Annotated in this window: 13 protein-coding genes; 8 read left to right on the forward strand and 5 right to left on the reverse strand. The window is 74.1% G+C overall.

The window, feature by feature from the left end; all coding sequences use genetic code 11:
* Window positions 1–10: 10 nt before the first annotated feature.
* On the reverse strand, window positions 11–499 hold the full coding sequence (locus J2S41_RS37455; RefSeq protein ID WP_310375429.1) for an NUDIX hydrolase: 489 nt from the start codon (window positions 497–499) through the stop codon (window positions 11–13).
* Window positions 500–558: 59 nt separating this feature from the next.
* Between J2S41_RS37455 and J2S41_RS37460 the strand changes: the two genes are divergently transcribed.
* Window positions 559–1239: a GOLPH3/VPS74 family protein gene (locus J2S41_RS37460; protein WP_310375431.1), complete on the forward strand. Its 681-nt coding sequence runs from the start codon at window positions 559–561 to the stop codon at window positions 1237–1239.
* Between the two features lie 187 nt (window positions 1240–1426).
* Here J2S41_RS37460 and J2S41_RS37465 read toward each other — a convergent pair whose 3' ends face one another.
* Window positions 1427–2383 carry a PseG/SpsG family protein gene (locus tag J2S41_RS37465; protein WP_310376828.1) on the reverse strand — a complete coding sequence of 319 codons (957 nt, stop codon included), beginning with the start codon at window positions 2381–2383 and terminating at the stop codon, window positions 1427–1429.
* A gap of 38 nt (window positions 2384–2421) precedes the next feature.
* Entirely contained in the window at window positions 2422–3165 is a 744-nt protein-coding gene (locus tag J2S41_RS37470; protein ID WP_310375433.1) for a cytidylyltransferase domain-containing protein, read from the reverse strand.
* Window positions 3166–3251: 86 nt separating this feature from the next.
* Here J2S41_RS37470 and J2S41_RS37475 point away from each other — a divergent pair, with 86 nt between their 5' ends.
* A complete protein-coding gene (locus J2S41_RS37475; RefSeq protein ID WP_445343941.1) occupies window positions 3252–4340 on the forward strand; it encodes a LuxE/PaaK family acyltransferase in 1089 nt (362 codons plus the stop codon).
* A gap of 32 nt (window positions 4341–4372) precedes the next feature.
* Window positions 4373–5533, forward strand: coding sequence for an acyl-CoA reductase (locus J2S41_RS37480; protein ID WP_310376833.1), 1161 nt, complete (start codon window positions 4373–4375; stop codon window positions 5531–5533).
* A 49-nt stretch (window positions 5534–5582) separates the two neighbouring features.
* Here the strand turns inward: J2S41_RS37480 and J2S41_RS37485 are convergent, their stop codons facing one another.
* Both J2S41_RS37485 and J2S41_RS37490 read right to left on the reverse strand, forming a co-directional pair.
* Entirely contained in the window at window positions 5583–7448 is a 1866-nt protein-coding gene (locus tag J2S41_RS37485; protein WP_310375435.1) for a class I SAM-dependent methyltransferase, read from the reverse strand.
* Complete coding sequence (locus J2S41_RS37490) at window positions 7448–8281, reverse strand: hypothetical protein (protein ID WP_310375437.1); 834 nt, start codon at window positions 8279–8281, stop codon at window positions 7448–7450. Before J2S41_RS37490 ends, J2S41_RS37485 begins: the two co-directional genes overlap by 1 nt.
* A gap of 93 nt (window positions 8282–8374) precedes the next feature.
* Between J2S41_RS37490 and J2S41_RS37495 the strand changes: the two genes are divergently transcribed.
* The 5 genes from J2S41_RS37495 (at window position 8375) to J2S41_RS37515 (ending at window position 15024) form a co-directional block, all read left to right on the forward strand.
* Entirely contained in the window at window positions 8375–9319 is a 945-nt protein-coding gene (locus J2S41_RS37495; RefSeq protein ID WP_310375439.1) for an aldo/keto reductase, read from the forward strand.
* A complete protein-coding gene (locus J2S41_RS37500; protein ID WP_310375440.1) occupies window positions 9316–10065 on the forward strand; it encodes an SDR family NAD(P)-dependent oxidoreductase in 750 nt (249 codons plus the stop codon). The genes J2S41_RS37495 and J2S41_RS37500 overlap by 4 nt, the downstream gene beginning before the upstream one ends.
* A 222-nt stretch (window positions 10066–10287) precedes the next feature.
* Window positions 10288–12978 (forward strand): fibronectin type III domain-containing protein, encoded by a 2691-nt coding sequence (locus tag J2S41_RS37505; RefSeq protein WP_310375442.1) that lies wholly within the window; start codon window positions 10288–10290, stop codon window positions 12976–12978.
* A gap of 171 nt (window positions 12979–13149) precedes the next feature.
* A complete protein-coding gene (locus J2S41_RS37510) occupies window positions 13150–14190 on the forward strand; it encodes an SGNH/GDSL hydrolase family protein (protein WP_310375443.1) in 1041 nt (346 codons plus the stop codon).
* A gap of 141 nt (window positions 14191–14331) precedes the next feature.
* Entirely contained in the window at window positions 14332–15024 is a 693-nt protein-coding gene (locus J2S41_RS37515; protein WP_310375444.1) for a GH12 family glycosyl hydrolase domain-containing protein, read from the forward strand.
* The last annotated feature ends 67 nt before the right edge of the window (window positions 15025–15091 follow it).

Consider the following 15091-nt stretch of genomic DNA (forward strand, 5'->3'; position numbering starts at 1 on the left):
GGCCGGCGCCTCAGCCCGTCCGGTAGTCCCAGGACAGCGCCCGCCCCGCCGCGAACGGCATCACGCCGTGGAACACGCGCGGCCGCTCCGCGAAGACCAGGGGCAGGAAGTGCCGGTCGCTCTCCCACATCGGCACCGCGCCGGCCAGCACGTCCTCGACCGGCGTCCAGACCAGCGTGCCCTCCGGGTTCGAGGCCAGCGGCGTGCCGGACCACGCGGTGATCCGGAAGACGAAGCCGAACCAGTTCTCCCCGTTACGGCCGAAGCCGGGCCACGAGATCGTCCCGGCCAGGTCGAGCGCGTCGCAGGTGAGGCCGGCCTCCTCCAGGATCTCGCGTCGCATTCCGGACACCACGTCCTCGTCCGGCTCCAGCTTGCCGCCGAGGCCGTTGTAGTAGCCGAAGTGCACGTCGTCCGGGCGGGCGTCCCGCCTGATCATGAGGATTTCCCGCTGGTCGGCGGAGAATACGTAGCCCAGCGTGGCGATGATGGCCTGCACCGTGCTCACCCTATCCAGCCCCTACCGTCGCCTTGGTGGCGGCCACTATGGTCATGGCCATGGCTCCCATTACGTTGCCCGAGGAATTGCTGGTCCTGGCGTACGACGACGAGTCCGGACGTGCCGTCGGGTCGCGGATCGCGCTCGACCTCGGCATGGCCGCGGCGATCCTGGTGGAGCTGGCGCTGGTGGGCCGCCTGACCATGGCGGGCGACTCGCTGGTGGTGAAGGACAACACCCCGGTCGGCGACCCGATCCTGGACGCCGTGCTCGCGAAGATCGACGCCGAGGCGCCGCACGCCCCGTCGTCCTGGCTCCAGCGCCTCCGCCACGGCCTGCGCGACCGCATCCTCGCCGACCTGGTCGAGCGCGGCGTGGTCCGCGACGTGGACGAGACCGCGATGGGCGGCGTGATCCACCTGCACCGCTACCCGACCGTCGACCGCAGCCACGAGGAGGGCATCCGGGCCCGCCTGGCCGACGCGCTGACCGGTCAATCCCTCCCCGACGAGCGCACGGCGGCGCTGGCCACGCTGCTCGCCGCCACCCGCATGGAGCCCGCGCTCGGCCTGGACAACGAGGCCCTGGAGCAGGCCCACAAGCGCCTGGAGGAGATCGCCGCGGGCGCCGGCTTCGGGGGCGGGGTCAGCATGGAGGAGTCGACCATCCGGCCGAGCGTCTCGCTGGTCATAGCCGCGCTCGGCCGCGCCATCAACCAGGCTCTCGGCTCGCGCGCCTAGGGCGTATCCGGAAGGGGTCGCGACCGCTTCGGCGCTTCGCCCGAAATATCGCCGCAGGTCACGCCGGATGGCGTGCTCTGGTGCGGCTTTGCTCTGCTTACCTCGCGTACCGCCGGGTGATGTCGGGGGTGTCGCGCCGTCCGGTTCGTCCGGGTAAGCAGAGCAAAGGCGGCGGGGGACCGGACGGCTATCGGGTGAGGAGGGCGTCGGCGGCGCGGAGCCGGCCGTCGCCGTCGACCGAGGACCAGCCCCGGGTGGCGCGCGTGTGCCGCAGGGACGGGGAGGTCAGCGCCGTGCGCAGCGTGTCGAGCGCGGCGGGGGAGGGCAGCGCGGTGAGCGGGCCCAGGCCGAAGCCGAGGCCGTGGGCGAGCATCGCGTCGTAGCCGAGGCGCTGGTTGTCCGCGACCGTGATCAGCGCGGGGGCGACGCCGAGGCAGAGCAGTTCCCAGGTGGAGGTGCCGGCCGCGCACACCGCCAGGTCGGCGCCGTCGAGCAGCGCGGGCAGGTCGGGCGTGTGCGGCACGAAGCGGAAGCGCTGGCCGGGTGCGGGCCGGAGCGGGACCGGCGCGGGGGTGATCACGACGGCCTCCAGTGGCAGGCCGGTCGCGGCCAGCATGCCGGCCAGCACGGGCGCGGCGCCGAACGGGTCGGTGCCGCCGAAGAAGCAGACCACGGACGGTACGCCGGGCGCGGCGAGCGGGCGGGGCGCGGGCGGGCGGCGGGACCGGACCGAGTCGCGCAACAGTACGTAGGGCAGGCCGGCCAGGCGGGTGGCGCCCGCGGGCAGCGGCGGCGCGGACAGCTCGGCGCCGAGGTTCTGGTCCAGGTAGAGGTCCGCGTGCTGGCCGCGGAGGTCGCCGTCGACGATCGCCATCACCGTGATGCCGGCGGAGCGCAGCGCGGCGGCGCAGCCCGGGTCGGTCACGTACGAGTCGATCACCACGGCGTCCAGGCCGAGCCCGGCGGCGGTGGCGGCCAGCGCGGCGGGCTCCGGGGGCGCGGCGACGACCGGCAGGCCGAGCCGGGCGATCTCGCGCGCGGTCCACGGCACCGTGCCGACGTCGCCGAGCAGCGTCACCCGGCAGCCGCGCGCGATCAGTTCCTCGGCGAACGCCAGGCAGCGCACCAGGTGGCCGACGCCCATCGTCACGCCTGCGTCGCAGCGCAGGCCGACCGCGGCGGTCACCGGTCGGCCAGCGCCTTCTGCCGTACCTCGCCGTTGAGCGCGCGGACGTCCGGGTTCGCGTCCAGCCAGGCGGACAGTTCGGCCACGCCGACGATCCGGTCGCCGAAGTGGGCGACCACGGCCTCGATCAGCCGCCAGTCCTCGATCGTGTCCAGCGTGACGCGCAGGCCGGAGCGGTCCGGCGGCAGCGCGATGCCGGTGACCGTGAAGTCCTCCGGATGGGTGTACACGTACGACGTGACGTGCGTGCGGTGGAACCCGGTCGCGAGCCGGTCCGCGCGGCGCAGCGCGTCCACCGAGACGATCTCCACGTCGGTGCCGAGCGGCAGCACCCGGTGCAGCGACGTGCTCAGGTAGTCCAGCCCGGGCGCGGCGGCGAAGTGGCGGGCCGCGGTGCGGATCACCTCCGGGTCGAGCAGCGGGCAGTCCGCGTTGAACCGCATCACCGCGTCCACGCCGCCCTGTACGGGCAGCACTCCGGCGAGCGCGCCGACGAACCGGGTGAGCACGTCCTCCGCCGGGCCGCGGAACACCCGTACCCCCAGCGTGGCGCACTCGGCGGCGACGGCCGCGTCCTCGGGGCGGTCGCTGGTGGCCACGATCAGGTCGTCCAGGCAGCCGGCGGCGCGCGCGGCGCGGACCACCCAGGCGAGCACGCTGCGGCCGGCGAGCGGGCGCAGCACCTTGCCGGGCAGCCGCTGCGAGCCCATCCGGGCCTGGACGATTCCGACGATCCGCATCCGTGCCGCTCCCGCTCTCGTTTGACCCCGGGGGCCGTCGCTGGTGGCCCCGAGGGTCAACGAACGTGAGAGACGGGGGTGACCGCGTGCCGATCGACACCCTGGGCGCGCCCGAGGTCTTCCGGCTGGCGCAACCGGCCAAGGAGGAGCGGCTGCTGCCGGAGATCGTCGAGCGGCTGGCGGCGCACCGGGCCGGCTGCCCGCCGTACCGCCAGATCATGGACGCCCTCGGGCACCGGCCGGACCGCACCTATCGGAGCCTGGAGCAACTGCCCTGGCTGCCGGTACGCATGTTCAAGACGCACGCGCTCAAGAGCATCCCGGACGCGGCCGTCTTCAAGACGCTGACCAGCAGCGGGACCACCGGCGCGCCGAGCCGGATCTTCCTGGACCAGCACGCCGCGGCCGCGCAGAGCCGCATGCTGTCGCGCACCATGCAGACCGTGCTGGGCCCGCACCGGCTGCCGATGCTGCTGGTCGACACCCGGGCGATCCTGGCCGACCGGCGTACGTTCTCGGCGCGCGGCGCGGGTGTGCTGGGCATGATGGGCTTCGGCCGGGACCACGCGTGGGCGCTCGACGCGGACGGCGAGGTCGATCCGGGCACCATCGAGGCGTTCCTGCGCAAGCACGGCGACCGGCCGTTCCTGATCTTCGGGTTCACCTTCATGGTGTGGCTGCACCTCTACGAGCTGGCCCGGGACAACGGCTGGGACCTGGGCAACGGTGTGCTCGTCCACTCCGGAGGGTGGAAGAGGCTCCAGGACCGCGCGGTCTCGCCGGGGGAGTTCCGCGCGCGGTTCACCGCGGACACCGGGCTACGGCGGATTCACAACTTCTACGGCATGGTCGAGCAGATCGGCACGGTGTTCCTGGAGGGGCCGGACGGCGGCGGGCTCTACTGCCCGGACTTCGCCGACGTGATCGTCCGGGACCCGCGCACCTGGGCCGAGCAGCCGGTCGGCGAGCCGGGCCTGATCGAGCTGGTCAGCGCGCTGCCCACGTCGTACCCGGGGAATGTCCTGCTGACCGAGGACCTCGGCGTGATCCGCGGGGTCGATGACGGCGCGTGGCCCGGCAAACGCTTCGAGGTGCTCGGGCGGCTGCCGCGGGCCGAGGCGCGCGGGTGCAGCGACGTCTACGCCGTGCCGGCGCAGGGGAGGGCCGCGCTGTGATCGTCCGTTTCCCGTCCGGCGCCACCGATCCGATGCCGGCCGCCGAGCCGCTCACCGTGGGCGATGCGCGCGTGGTCGCGTTCCTCGGCGCGCTGTCCGCCCGGCTGCTGTCGCCGTCCGTCGCGCGCGCCCACCCGGAGCTGGGGTCGCTCGGCTTCTTCCTGCGCCGGGCCGAGCTGGCCCGGACCGTGGAGCGGATCAGGACCACCGATCCGCACACGGTACGCCGCCCGCGCGGCCTGGTCTTCCACGTTCCACCGGCCAACGTGGACACCGTGTTCGTCTACTCCTGGGCGCTGAGCGCACTGGCCGGCAACCGCAACGTGGTACGCCTGTCGTCCCGCTCCGCCGGTGCCGCGGACGCGGTGCTGGCCGCGCTGAACGCCGCGCTCGCGGACGCCGACCCGGTGATCGCGCGTACCCAGCGGATGATCACCTACGGCCGCGACGACGCCGTCACCGCGGCGCTCTCCGCCGCCTGCGACCTGCGGGTACTGTGGGGCGGCGACGCGAGCGTGACCGAGTTGCGCCGCTACCCGCTCGGCCCGCTCGCCCGCGACCTGACGTTCCCGGACCGGTCCTCGTTCGCGGTGCTCTCCGCGGCCGGCTGGCTGACCGCGGCCGGCGACGCGCAGCGGGCCGCGGCCGAGGGCTACGCGAACGACGTCTACTGGTTCGACCAGGCGGCGTGCTCGTCCCCGGGCACGCTGTACGTGATCGGCGCGCCGGCCGACGCGGAGAAGGCGGTCGACGGCTTCCGGCGGGAACTGGCGGAGGCGGTGCACCGTCGCGGATGGACGGTGGACGCCGCGATGGCGGTGGAGAAGCGGGTTCGCGCCTACGGGCTGGCGGCGGACGGGCGCGCGGTCGGGGTGCGGTTCCCCAGCAACGAACTGGCCTGGCTGCGGCTCGCGGACGGGGCGGAGCCGGCGCGTGCGTGGCTGGGCGCGGGGGTGGTGGCGGTGTCCCGGCTGGACTCGCTGCTCGACCTCGTGCCGATGGTCGGCCCGCGGGATCAGACGGTGAGCCATTTCGGGTTCACCGTGGGGCAGTTGCGGCCGCTGGTGGAGGCGCTGCCGGGGCGGGGGGTGGACCGGATCGTCCCGTTCGGGCAGGCGCTGTCCTTCGCGCCGGTCTGGGACGGGCACGATCTCCTGGAGGAGTTCACCACCCGCACCACGATCCGCACCTGACCCGCCCGAGGGCGGATTCCCGGAGGAATCCGCCCCCGGGGGCAGGGGGTCAGACGACCTCGCCGGGTTGGGGGAAGTTGGCGTCGCGTTTGGCGCGGCGGGCGGCGGCCCGGCGCTTGCTGATCTTCCTGGTGAGTTTGCGGGTGTCGTTGCGGACGAGCTTGTAGCCGCTGCGGGCCACCATCAGGAAGCGGCCCGGCCAGGACTTCCGGTAGAGCTGGATCTCCCAGTCCATCTTGGACAGGTGCAGGTCGCGGGAGCGGATGATCTGCTCGGTCCACTCCATCTGGGCGAGCAGGTGGCTGGCCTGGTAGCGCTGACGCCACAGGGCCTCGGCGAGCTCCCGGTAGCCGGGGACGTCGATGGTGGCGGCGCCGGGGGCGAGGGCCAGCAGCTCGCGGCGGCGAGCGTCGCGGGCGGGCAGCGGGAGGCCGGAGAGGTCCAGTTCGAGCGCGACGGCGGCGCGCAGCGAAGGCTCGCGCAGCGGGCGGTCGATCATGCCGAGCAGCAGCGTGGCCAGGTCGACGGCGCTGCTGGTGAGCGGCCAGGGATGCGGCTGGCCGGAGGTGATCAGGCGGGCGGCGAACCGCCAGGCGATCCGGGTGAGGACCACGTCGACGGCGACCGGCTCCTCGGGGGACCAGCGGGGCGGCGCGAGGCCGAGCTGCGTACCGTCGTCGAGCAGGTCGCCGGCGTCGGCCAGGGCCATCGGGCCGGTCACCCAGCCGTCGCGGGCGTGGCCGTCCAGCCAGGCGGCGAGCCGGCGCAGCTCGGTGCGGAGGCCGCCGAGGTCGGCGCGGGCGCACAGGCCGAACAGCCGTTCCTCCAGGACCACCCCGGCGGGTACGGGGAAGGAGCCGTTCACCCGGCGCAGGCCGCCGTGGCTGACCGAGTCGTCGGCCGGGACGAGCGTGGTCGCGGTCGCGCCCCAGTCGGCGGGCGTCAGCGTGTACGCGTGCGGGCCGTCCGCGTCGCCGGCCAGCAGCGCGTGCGCCGGGATCTCGCCGGACGCGCGGGACACCGTCACCCAGGCGGGGGCGAGCACGGCCTCGGCGCCGGCCCGCAGCGCGCGGCCGGCCATCCGGCGTGGATCGCTGAGCACGGGCCGGTCCCGGTACGCGTCCGTGAACGCGCGGGCCAGCACCGCCTGCAACGGCCCGCGCAGCGGCGCGCCGGGCTCGCCGAGCAGGCCGGGGCCGACCAGCACGGTCGGGCGGTCCGGCACCGGGAACGCGGCGTAGCCGGCGGACGAGTGCAGGCCGAAGATGGCCAGCCGGGTGGTCAGCTCGGTCAGCGACGCGGGCCGGTCCGCGGACGAGCCGGGCGGGTACCAGGCGGAGTCGGAGCGTTCGCGCGCGCCGGGGTCGAGCTCCACGGCCGCGTGGATGCCGAGCGGGTTCTCGTGCCGGAGCACCAGCGTGCCGTCCGGCGCCACCGCCTTCGCGAGCGTGGCCAGCAACTCGTCATCGGTCAGCGGCGTGCCCTCGGCCGAGTTCAGCCGGTCCAGGCCGTCCAGGCAGACGACCAGGTCGTACCGGGTGATCGGGTCCAGCCGGGACGCGCTGCCGCAGAGCACCCCGGCCGCGGGGAAGCGCAGCGCCAGCGCCTCCGCGTCGCCCAGCGAGCGGACCAGGCAGGTCACGTCCGCGCCGGCGGCGAGCAGCACGGTGATCAGCTCGTCGTGGTGCGGGCCGGCGACCAGCACGTGCGCGCCGGGCGCGGGCACCAGCGTGTGCAGCAGGTGCCGGAGCGCGCCGCTGTACCCGGGCGTCGCGTCGGACCAGGCGAACATCTCGCCGCCGATCCGGGTCAGGTTGGCCAGCGCGGCCGCGGCCGGGTTCACCTGACCCGGGATCGGCGGCTCCGGGGCCGCGTGGGCCGGTTCGGGCAGCAGGGCGGCGGGGCGGTCGGACATCAGGCGCACCTCTCCAGGGGCTCCGCCCAGCCGAGCACGCTCCTCAGCTCCGCCGGCCGGGCCAGGTTGTCGGCGCCGAGCTCCCGTCGGGCCAGGGCTCGGCAGGTTCCGCGGTCGGTGGCGTAGCCGTAGACCTCGGGCCACTGGCGGCGCAGCCGGGGCTCGCCGCCGAACGTCAGGTCGCCGTCCTCCAGCACCATCGGGTCGCCGTAGACGGCCGCGTCGGCGCCGGTGAGCAGGCCGTACCAGATGGCGCTGCACAGCCGGTTGGACACCACCCGGCGGTGCCGGCGCAGCTCGCCGAGCTGCCGGACCAGGAACTCGCGGTCGTGGTCGCGCCACCAGAAGCCGCGGTAGCCGTGGCAGATCACCCGGAAGCCGGCCCGCTCGTACAGCCGGCGGATGCCGCGGACGCGGTGCTCGTTCCAGTAGAGACACACCGTGACCGGGCCCTCCTCCACGGACCGGACCTCGTCGATCAGCCGCTGGTGGTCGCCGAGCACCTGCTGGCCCTCCCAGCCGTGGAACGGGTAGAAGATCGTGCCGGTCCGCTCCCCGTCCGCGGCGGGCGTCATCTCGTGCAGGTACGCGAACGGCGACCCGATCGCCACCACGTTCCGGCGGCCCTGCGACACGGCGCGGCGGCGGGTCTCCTCGGACCAGACGAACAGCGGGCTGCCGTCCACGTACGGCACGCCGGGCGCCAGCCCGTCCCCGATGTTCCAGCCGTGCTGCAGGTACCCCAGCATCCGCGGCGGGTGGGCCGGATCGGCGAGGCCGCAGTACCGGGCGAGCACGTGCGCATGCCCGTAGTAGTAGTTCGCGTGATGCATGGGCAGGCCCACAGCTCCCGGAGCTCGACGGCGACGGTCCGCAGTGCCCAACGCGCCGCGCACCCGTTCGGTGACTTCGCCGTTGGTCCCTGCATGACGGACCTGCGCGCAGCGCTGCCCGTACGGGAGCGCGGCGGATACCGGCAGTCGGCCCTGGTGCTCGGCGGCGCCCAGCTCGGCGGCGCCTACGGCATCGCGAACACCACCGGCGGCCCGACCGACGCGGTCGCGGCCGAGCTGCTGGTCGCCGCGGCCGGGCTCGGCGTCACGCACGTGGACACCGCCCGGGCGTACGGCGAGAGCGAGCGCCGGATCGGCGCGGCCGCGTCCGGGCTGCGCACGATCACCAAGGTGGCGCCGCTCGGCGCGGTGGCCAGCTGCGAGTCCTCACTGGCGAACGCGGTCGCCGCCAGCGTCGCGCGCAGCGCCGAGCACCTCGGCGAGCCGCTGACCATCCTGCTGCACCGGGCCGCGGACGCGCTGGCGGTCGGCGGCGCGGCCTGGCACACGCTGCGCCGGTACGCGGAGCGCGGGCTCGCCGAACGGGTGGGCGTGAGCGTGCAGTCGCCGGCCGAACTGCGCGCGGTGCTGCGCCTGCCCGGGCTCGGCTACGTGCAGCTGCCGTGCAACGTGCTGGACCGGCGGTGGCTCGCGGCCGACCTGGCGGACACGCTCGCGCAGCGGCCGGACCTGGTGGTGACCGTGCGCAGCGTCTACCTGCAGGGGCTGCTGGCGGCGGGCCGGATGGTGCGCTGGCCGCACCTGGACCCGGGCGCGCGGAACACGGTGGTGGACACGCTGGACCGGCTGGCGCCGGAGCTGGGCCGCGCGGACCGGGCGGATCTCTGCCTGGCGTACGTGCTGGGGCTGCCGTGGGTGACGTCCGTGGTGGTGGGTGCGGACTCGGTGGCGCAGCTGCGCGCGAACGTGGCGCTGGCCTCGCGCACGCCGCTGACCGCGGACGAGCGCGCGCACGTGCTGGCCGCGCTGCCGCACGTACCGCTGGAACTGCTGGACCCGAGCCGGTGGACGCCGTGAGCGCGTTGTTCGACCTGACCGGGCGCACGGCCGTGGTGACCGGCGCGACCGGGCGGCTGGGGCGCACGTTCGCGTCCGTGCTGGCGGACGCCGGCGCCGCGGTGTGGGCGGTGTCCCGCTCGGGCGGCGAGGTGGCCGGGTGCCGGTCGTTCGCCTGCGACGTGACCTCGGACGACGCGGTGGCCGCGCTCGGCGAGGGGCTGCGGGACGGCGCCGGCCGGCTGGACGTGCTGGTGCACGCGGCGCACGTGGGCCGGTCCGGGTCGCTGGCCACGGCCACGCCCGCGGACTACGCGGAGGCGGCCGGCCTGGCGCTGACCGCGTTCCAGCGGCTGCTGTCGGCCACCCGGGATCTGCTGGTCAAGGCGACGGTGGACGGCTCGCCGTCGGTGATCGCGGTGTCCTCGATGTACGGGCTGGTCAGCCCGCGCCCGGTCTACGACGATCCGGCGGCCGGGAACCCGCCCTACTACGGTGCGGTCAAGGCCGGCGTGGTGCAGCTCGCCCGGTACGCGGCGGTGGAGCTCGGCCCGCTGGGCGTGCGGGTGAACACGCTGACGCCCGGCGCGTTCCCCGGGCCGGGCGCGGACCCGGGCCTGGTGGCGAGGCTGGGCGCGCAGACGCCGCTGGGCCGGGCCGGTGAGCCCGCCGAACTGGCCACCGCGCTGCTCTGCCTGGCCTCACCACACTCGACGTACCTGACCGGCGCGAACCTGGTGGTGGACGGTGGCCGTACCGCCTGGTGATCCGCGGTCCCGGCAAGCCAACCTATCTCGCAAAATTCGGGTGTAAATCCCGATTAACGCGCGGATATTCGCGAATCGCCACGATCACACTGTGTACTGCCTTAGGTTACGTGGAGTGTCTGCCGGTCAACTAGGCGCCGGCCCACCCACACGGGGGTACGAAGAATGTCGATAAGGAAACCACGTGGGCGTGTGCCACGCTCACGCTGGGCGACAGCGAGGATGGCTCGTCACGTCGGGGTGGCGGGCATCGCTGGCGCGGTCGTCGGGTCGGTGCTCGCCGCGCCGGCCCTCGCGGTCCCGGTCGCGCCCACCGCGCTGACCGTCTCGCCGCGCGCTGAGGCCGTCTGGGCGAGTTGGACGGCGCCGCCCGGCACGGTTGACCACTACATGGCCTGGGCGTACGACCCGGGCAGCCAGGTGGACGGCAGTTGCATGGTCACCGGCACGTCCTGCCTGATCGGCGGTCTGGACACCGGCGTCGCGTACACGGTCCGCGTGGCCGCCTACGAGACCGACCAGGCCTCGTCGAAGGGCGCGGAGGCGGTCTCCGCCACCACCGCGACGCCCGGCCCGCCGTCCACGCCGACCGCGCCGACCGCGGCCGTGACCGCGCCCGGCAAGGTGAGCGTGACCTGGGGTGCCGGCGGCGGTGGCATCGCGGCCGAGTCCTTCCGGGTGACCTCCACACCGGCCAGCGCGGGCTGCGTGCCCGCCACGCCGGTCGGCACCAACTGCACGGTCACCGGCCTGGACCCGGCCACGTCCTACACGTTCCGGGTCACCGCCCGCGGCCCGGGCCAGACCGGCACCGCGGTGTCGGACGCCTCGCCCGCGGTCACGCCGGCCGTGCCGAACCCGCCGACCGACATCGTGGTGAACGCGACCACGGCGGTCAGCGGCACCGGTGAGGCCCGGATCAGCTGGCTGCCGCCGGCGACCGGCGGCACGGTGTCGAGCTACACGGCCCTGGTCACCGGCCCGGGCGGATTCAGCGACACCTGCGTCGAGACCACGGACACGTACTGCGACATCGCCGGGCTCACCGACCAGGCGACGTACAACATCCGGGTGTTCTCCAACGGCGCCGGCGAGTCGTCGCAGCAGCAGGCGACCGCCACCTACATCGGTGGTTCGCCGTCCGCGCCGGACCTGCTCGCGGCCACCGGCGTGTCGCCCACCGGCGTCACGCTGAACTGGGACCCGACGGCCGCGATCGGCACGGCCGCCACCAACCCGTACACGGTCACCGTCAGCCCGGCGGCCACCGTGCCCACCACCTGCGTGAACGCCCCGGCGGTCACCGCCAGCTGCGCGATCTCCGGCCTGACGCCGGGCGTGGCCTACAAGTTCCGGGTCGGCGCGGCCGGCGGGACGTTCGGCCAGAGCACCTACACCAGCGCCTTCTCGGTCGCGGCCCGCCCGGCGCGGGTGGAGAACGTGAAGACCTCGGTGGAGGAGGGCGGCACCGGCCGGATCACCTGGACGCTGCCGCAGTCCGACGTGGTGCCGTCCGGCATCAACGTCTACGAGGCGACCGACCTGGCCACCAACGGCGCGGGCGCCACCCCGATCGCGTGCGTCGGCGGCGCGGCGCCTCCGCTGGTGCTGTCCGGCAAGGCGGTCGAGTGCATCCTGCCGGTGGTCTCGCCGGGCACGACGAACTTCGTGGTCCGTACCTTCGGCTGGTCCGAGGGTCTTCCGTCCACGGACTTCTACTCCGACTCGGCCTCCACCGCGCTCGCGGTCGGCGCGCCGGGCCGGCCGTACATCCAGGAGGCCGTCGCGGCCGGTGCGGGCAAGGCCACGATCACCCTGCGCCGTCCCGCGGCGCTCGGCGCCGGTATCGAGTCGTACCTGGTCACGTCCGCGCCGGACGCCAAGACCTGCACGGCCAAGTACATCGCCAGCGACGACCCGACCAGTTGCACGATCGAGGGTCTGACCGGCGGCACCAGCTACACCTTCACGGTGAAGGCGCTCGGCGTCGGCGGCAACGACGACTCGCCGACCGTCACCAGCGAGGCCGTCCTGGTCGGCCCGCCCGGCGTGGCCACCTCGGTGACCGCCAAGGCGACCGAGAACAGCTCGATCACGGTCGCCTGGAAGCCTCCGGCGGACAACACCATCCCGATCACCAGCTACACGGTGCGGTCCACCACCGGTGGCCTGCAGTGCACCGTGCTGGCGACCGCGACCCCGCTCCAGTGCGTCTTCGACAACCTGGCCGCGGGCTCCACCTACAAGTTCACGGTCTCGGCCAACAGCCAGAGCGCGGGCAGCTCCGACGTGACCACCGAGTCGGTCACCGTGGGCGCCTCGGCCGGCGGCGTCCCGACGGGCGTCCAGGCCAGCGCGAACAGCGGCGGTCTCCGGGTCGCCTGGAGCGCGGTCGCCGGCGTCGCCAAGTACCAGGCGATGGCCACCGCGAACGGCAAGTCCACCTGGTGTGCCGCGGTCGGTGCGACGAACCTGTCGTGCACGATCAAGCCGCTGGAGGCGAGCACCGAGTACACGGTCGCGGTCCGGTCGGTCAGCGCGGCGGGCATCCCGTCCGCCTGGTCCACCGAGATCACGGCGGTGACCCGCAAGGCGCTGCCGACGATCGTCTGGCCGGCGACCTCGCCGGGCGGCGGCGGTCTCAAGAGCAGCGGCGGCTACGTGCTGTACCGCAACTCGCGGACCACCATCAGCGGGTACGGCTACCTGCCGGGCGAGTCGGTCTGGGTCTACCTCTACACCGGGGCTACCAAGGTCCGGGTCGGCGGCGCGACCGTGAAGGCGGACGGCACCTTCGCCACGGCGATCACCATCCCGGTGAACGCCACCCGCGGCGGCAAGCGCCTGCTGGCCGGCGGCTGGGACGCGGACGGCGACGTCCGCTGGCAGAACGCCTTCATCACGGTCCGGTGAGTACGGACCGATAGGAACGAGCACGGGGGAGCGCCCCGCCGGCCACTCGCCGGCGGGGCGTTCCGCGTGAAACACGAATGAACAGCACCTGGGCTTCCGTTGAGCAATCCAGGCATGTCAACCTGCTCCTCGGCGTGTCAACGCATGGGCTGAGGAGAGATCGTCTTGTCTTTGTCTGGAGTTCTACGGGCCGCCGCGGCGGTCACGGTCGCGGTGCTGGCCACGGCGGGTCCCGGCGCCCCGGCCCACGCCGCGGCCGCGCTGCCCACCGTGGACTACGTGTCGCTCGGTGACTCGTACGCGGCCGGCGTGGGCGCCGGGACGCCCGTCGACTCCTGCCGGAACACGGAGGGTGCGTACCCGCGGCGGTGGACCGCCACCGACGCGAAGCAGGTCCGGCTGACCACCGCCACGTGCAGCGGCGGCAAGACCGCGGACGTGCTCGCCGCGGCCGCCGCCGTGACCGCCGAGACCGACCTGGTCAGCATCACGGCCGGCGCCAACGACCTCGGCGTGACCGGCGCGTTCGCCGCGTGCATGACGCCGGGCCGGGAGACGGACTGCGCGGCCGCGCAGGCCGCGATCGAGGCGGCGCTGCGCACCACGCTACCGGCCGCGGTCGGCACCGTGCTGACCACGGTCAAGGAGAGGGCGCCGGAGGCGAAGGTCGTGCTGACCGGCTACCCGAAGCCGTTCTCCGAGACCGGAACCTGCACCGGCACGGACATCCCGGTGGCGATCCGGGCGCTGGGCAACCGGGTGATGAGCGGGCTGAACGCGGTGCTCGCCGCGCAGGCGAAGCTGGCCGGCGTGGCGTACGTGGACGTCGAGTCCGCGTTCGCCGGGCACGAGATCTGCTCGGCCGCGCCCTGGGTGGTCGGCTTCGAGGGCCAGGCCGACGGCACCATCCTGCACCCGAACCCGACCGGGCACACCGAGGGCTACCTGCCGCCGTTCACGAAGGCGGTGGGCACGCCGCAGGACGTGGCACAGTGGATCGCCGAGCGGGACGCGCCGCCGGCCACGCCGTCGCCGTCCGGGTCCGTGACGCCGTCCGCCTCCGCCTCCCCGGCGCCGTCCGCGGTGGCGGCGCCGCCGCGTGACACGCCGTCGCTGCCGATCACCGGGCCGGACGTGGTGCTGACCGTGCTCGCGGGCGTGGCGTTGATCGCGGTGGGCGGCGCGGTCTACCTGCTGGCGCGCCGCGCCTGATCCCACCTTCTCGTGGAGGCCCCGGCGACGCCGGGGCCTCTTCGTATAGATGGATGTAGTTGACTTCGTTTAGAGACAAAACTAACGTGGGTACGGTCGCGCGGCATTCGTCTTACTGGTCCGGAATACCGGAGGTGCATCGTGCTGCGTACCGCACGCATCGCCGTCGGCGCGCTCGTCCTCGCGCTGACGCTCACCGTCGCCGCGCCCGCCCAGGCCGCGGCCTGGTCCTCCAGCGACCGCTGGGGCACCTGGACCAACGGCGGTTACACGCTCTACAACAACATCTGGGGCTCCGGGCACGGGGCGCAGACGATCTGGGCGAACTCGTACAGCAACTGGGGCGTCTGGGCCGACCACCCGAACACCGGCGGCATCAAGGCGTACCCGAACGCCACGAAGTTCGTCGGCCGTCGGGTCAGCGCGCTCGGCCCGACCACGAGCAGCTTCAACGTCACGGTCCCGACCAGCGGCGTCGCGTTCACCACGGCGTACGACATCTGGTCCTCGGACAACGCCCACGAGATCATGCTGTGGATGAACAAGCACGGCGCGGTCGGCCCGCTCGGCACGTTCCAGCTGCGGGCGTCGGTCGGCGGCCACACCTGGGACATCTACCGCGGCTCGAACGGTGCGAACAACGTCTACTCGTTCATCCGCACCAGCAACACCGACTCCGGCACGGTCGACATCCGGGCGATCGCCCAGTGGCTGCGCACCAACGGCTGGTGGGGCGACGTGACCGTGGGCAACGTCCAGTTCGGATACGAGATCACCAGCGCCGCCGGCGGCAAGGACTTCGTCACCAACTCCTTCTCGGTGACCGCCGCCTGACCCACCGCCGCGCGCCCCACCCGCGCGGCGCCCCTCCTCCCGCGGCCCCTCCTCGCGCGGCGCCCCT

It is taken from the genome of Catenuloplanes atrovinosus, from assembly GCF_031458235.1.
Lineage (GTDB): Bacteria > Actinomycetota > Actinomycetes > Mycobacteriales > Micromonosporaceae > Catenuloplanes > Catenuloplanes atrovinosus.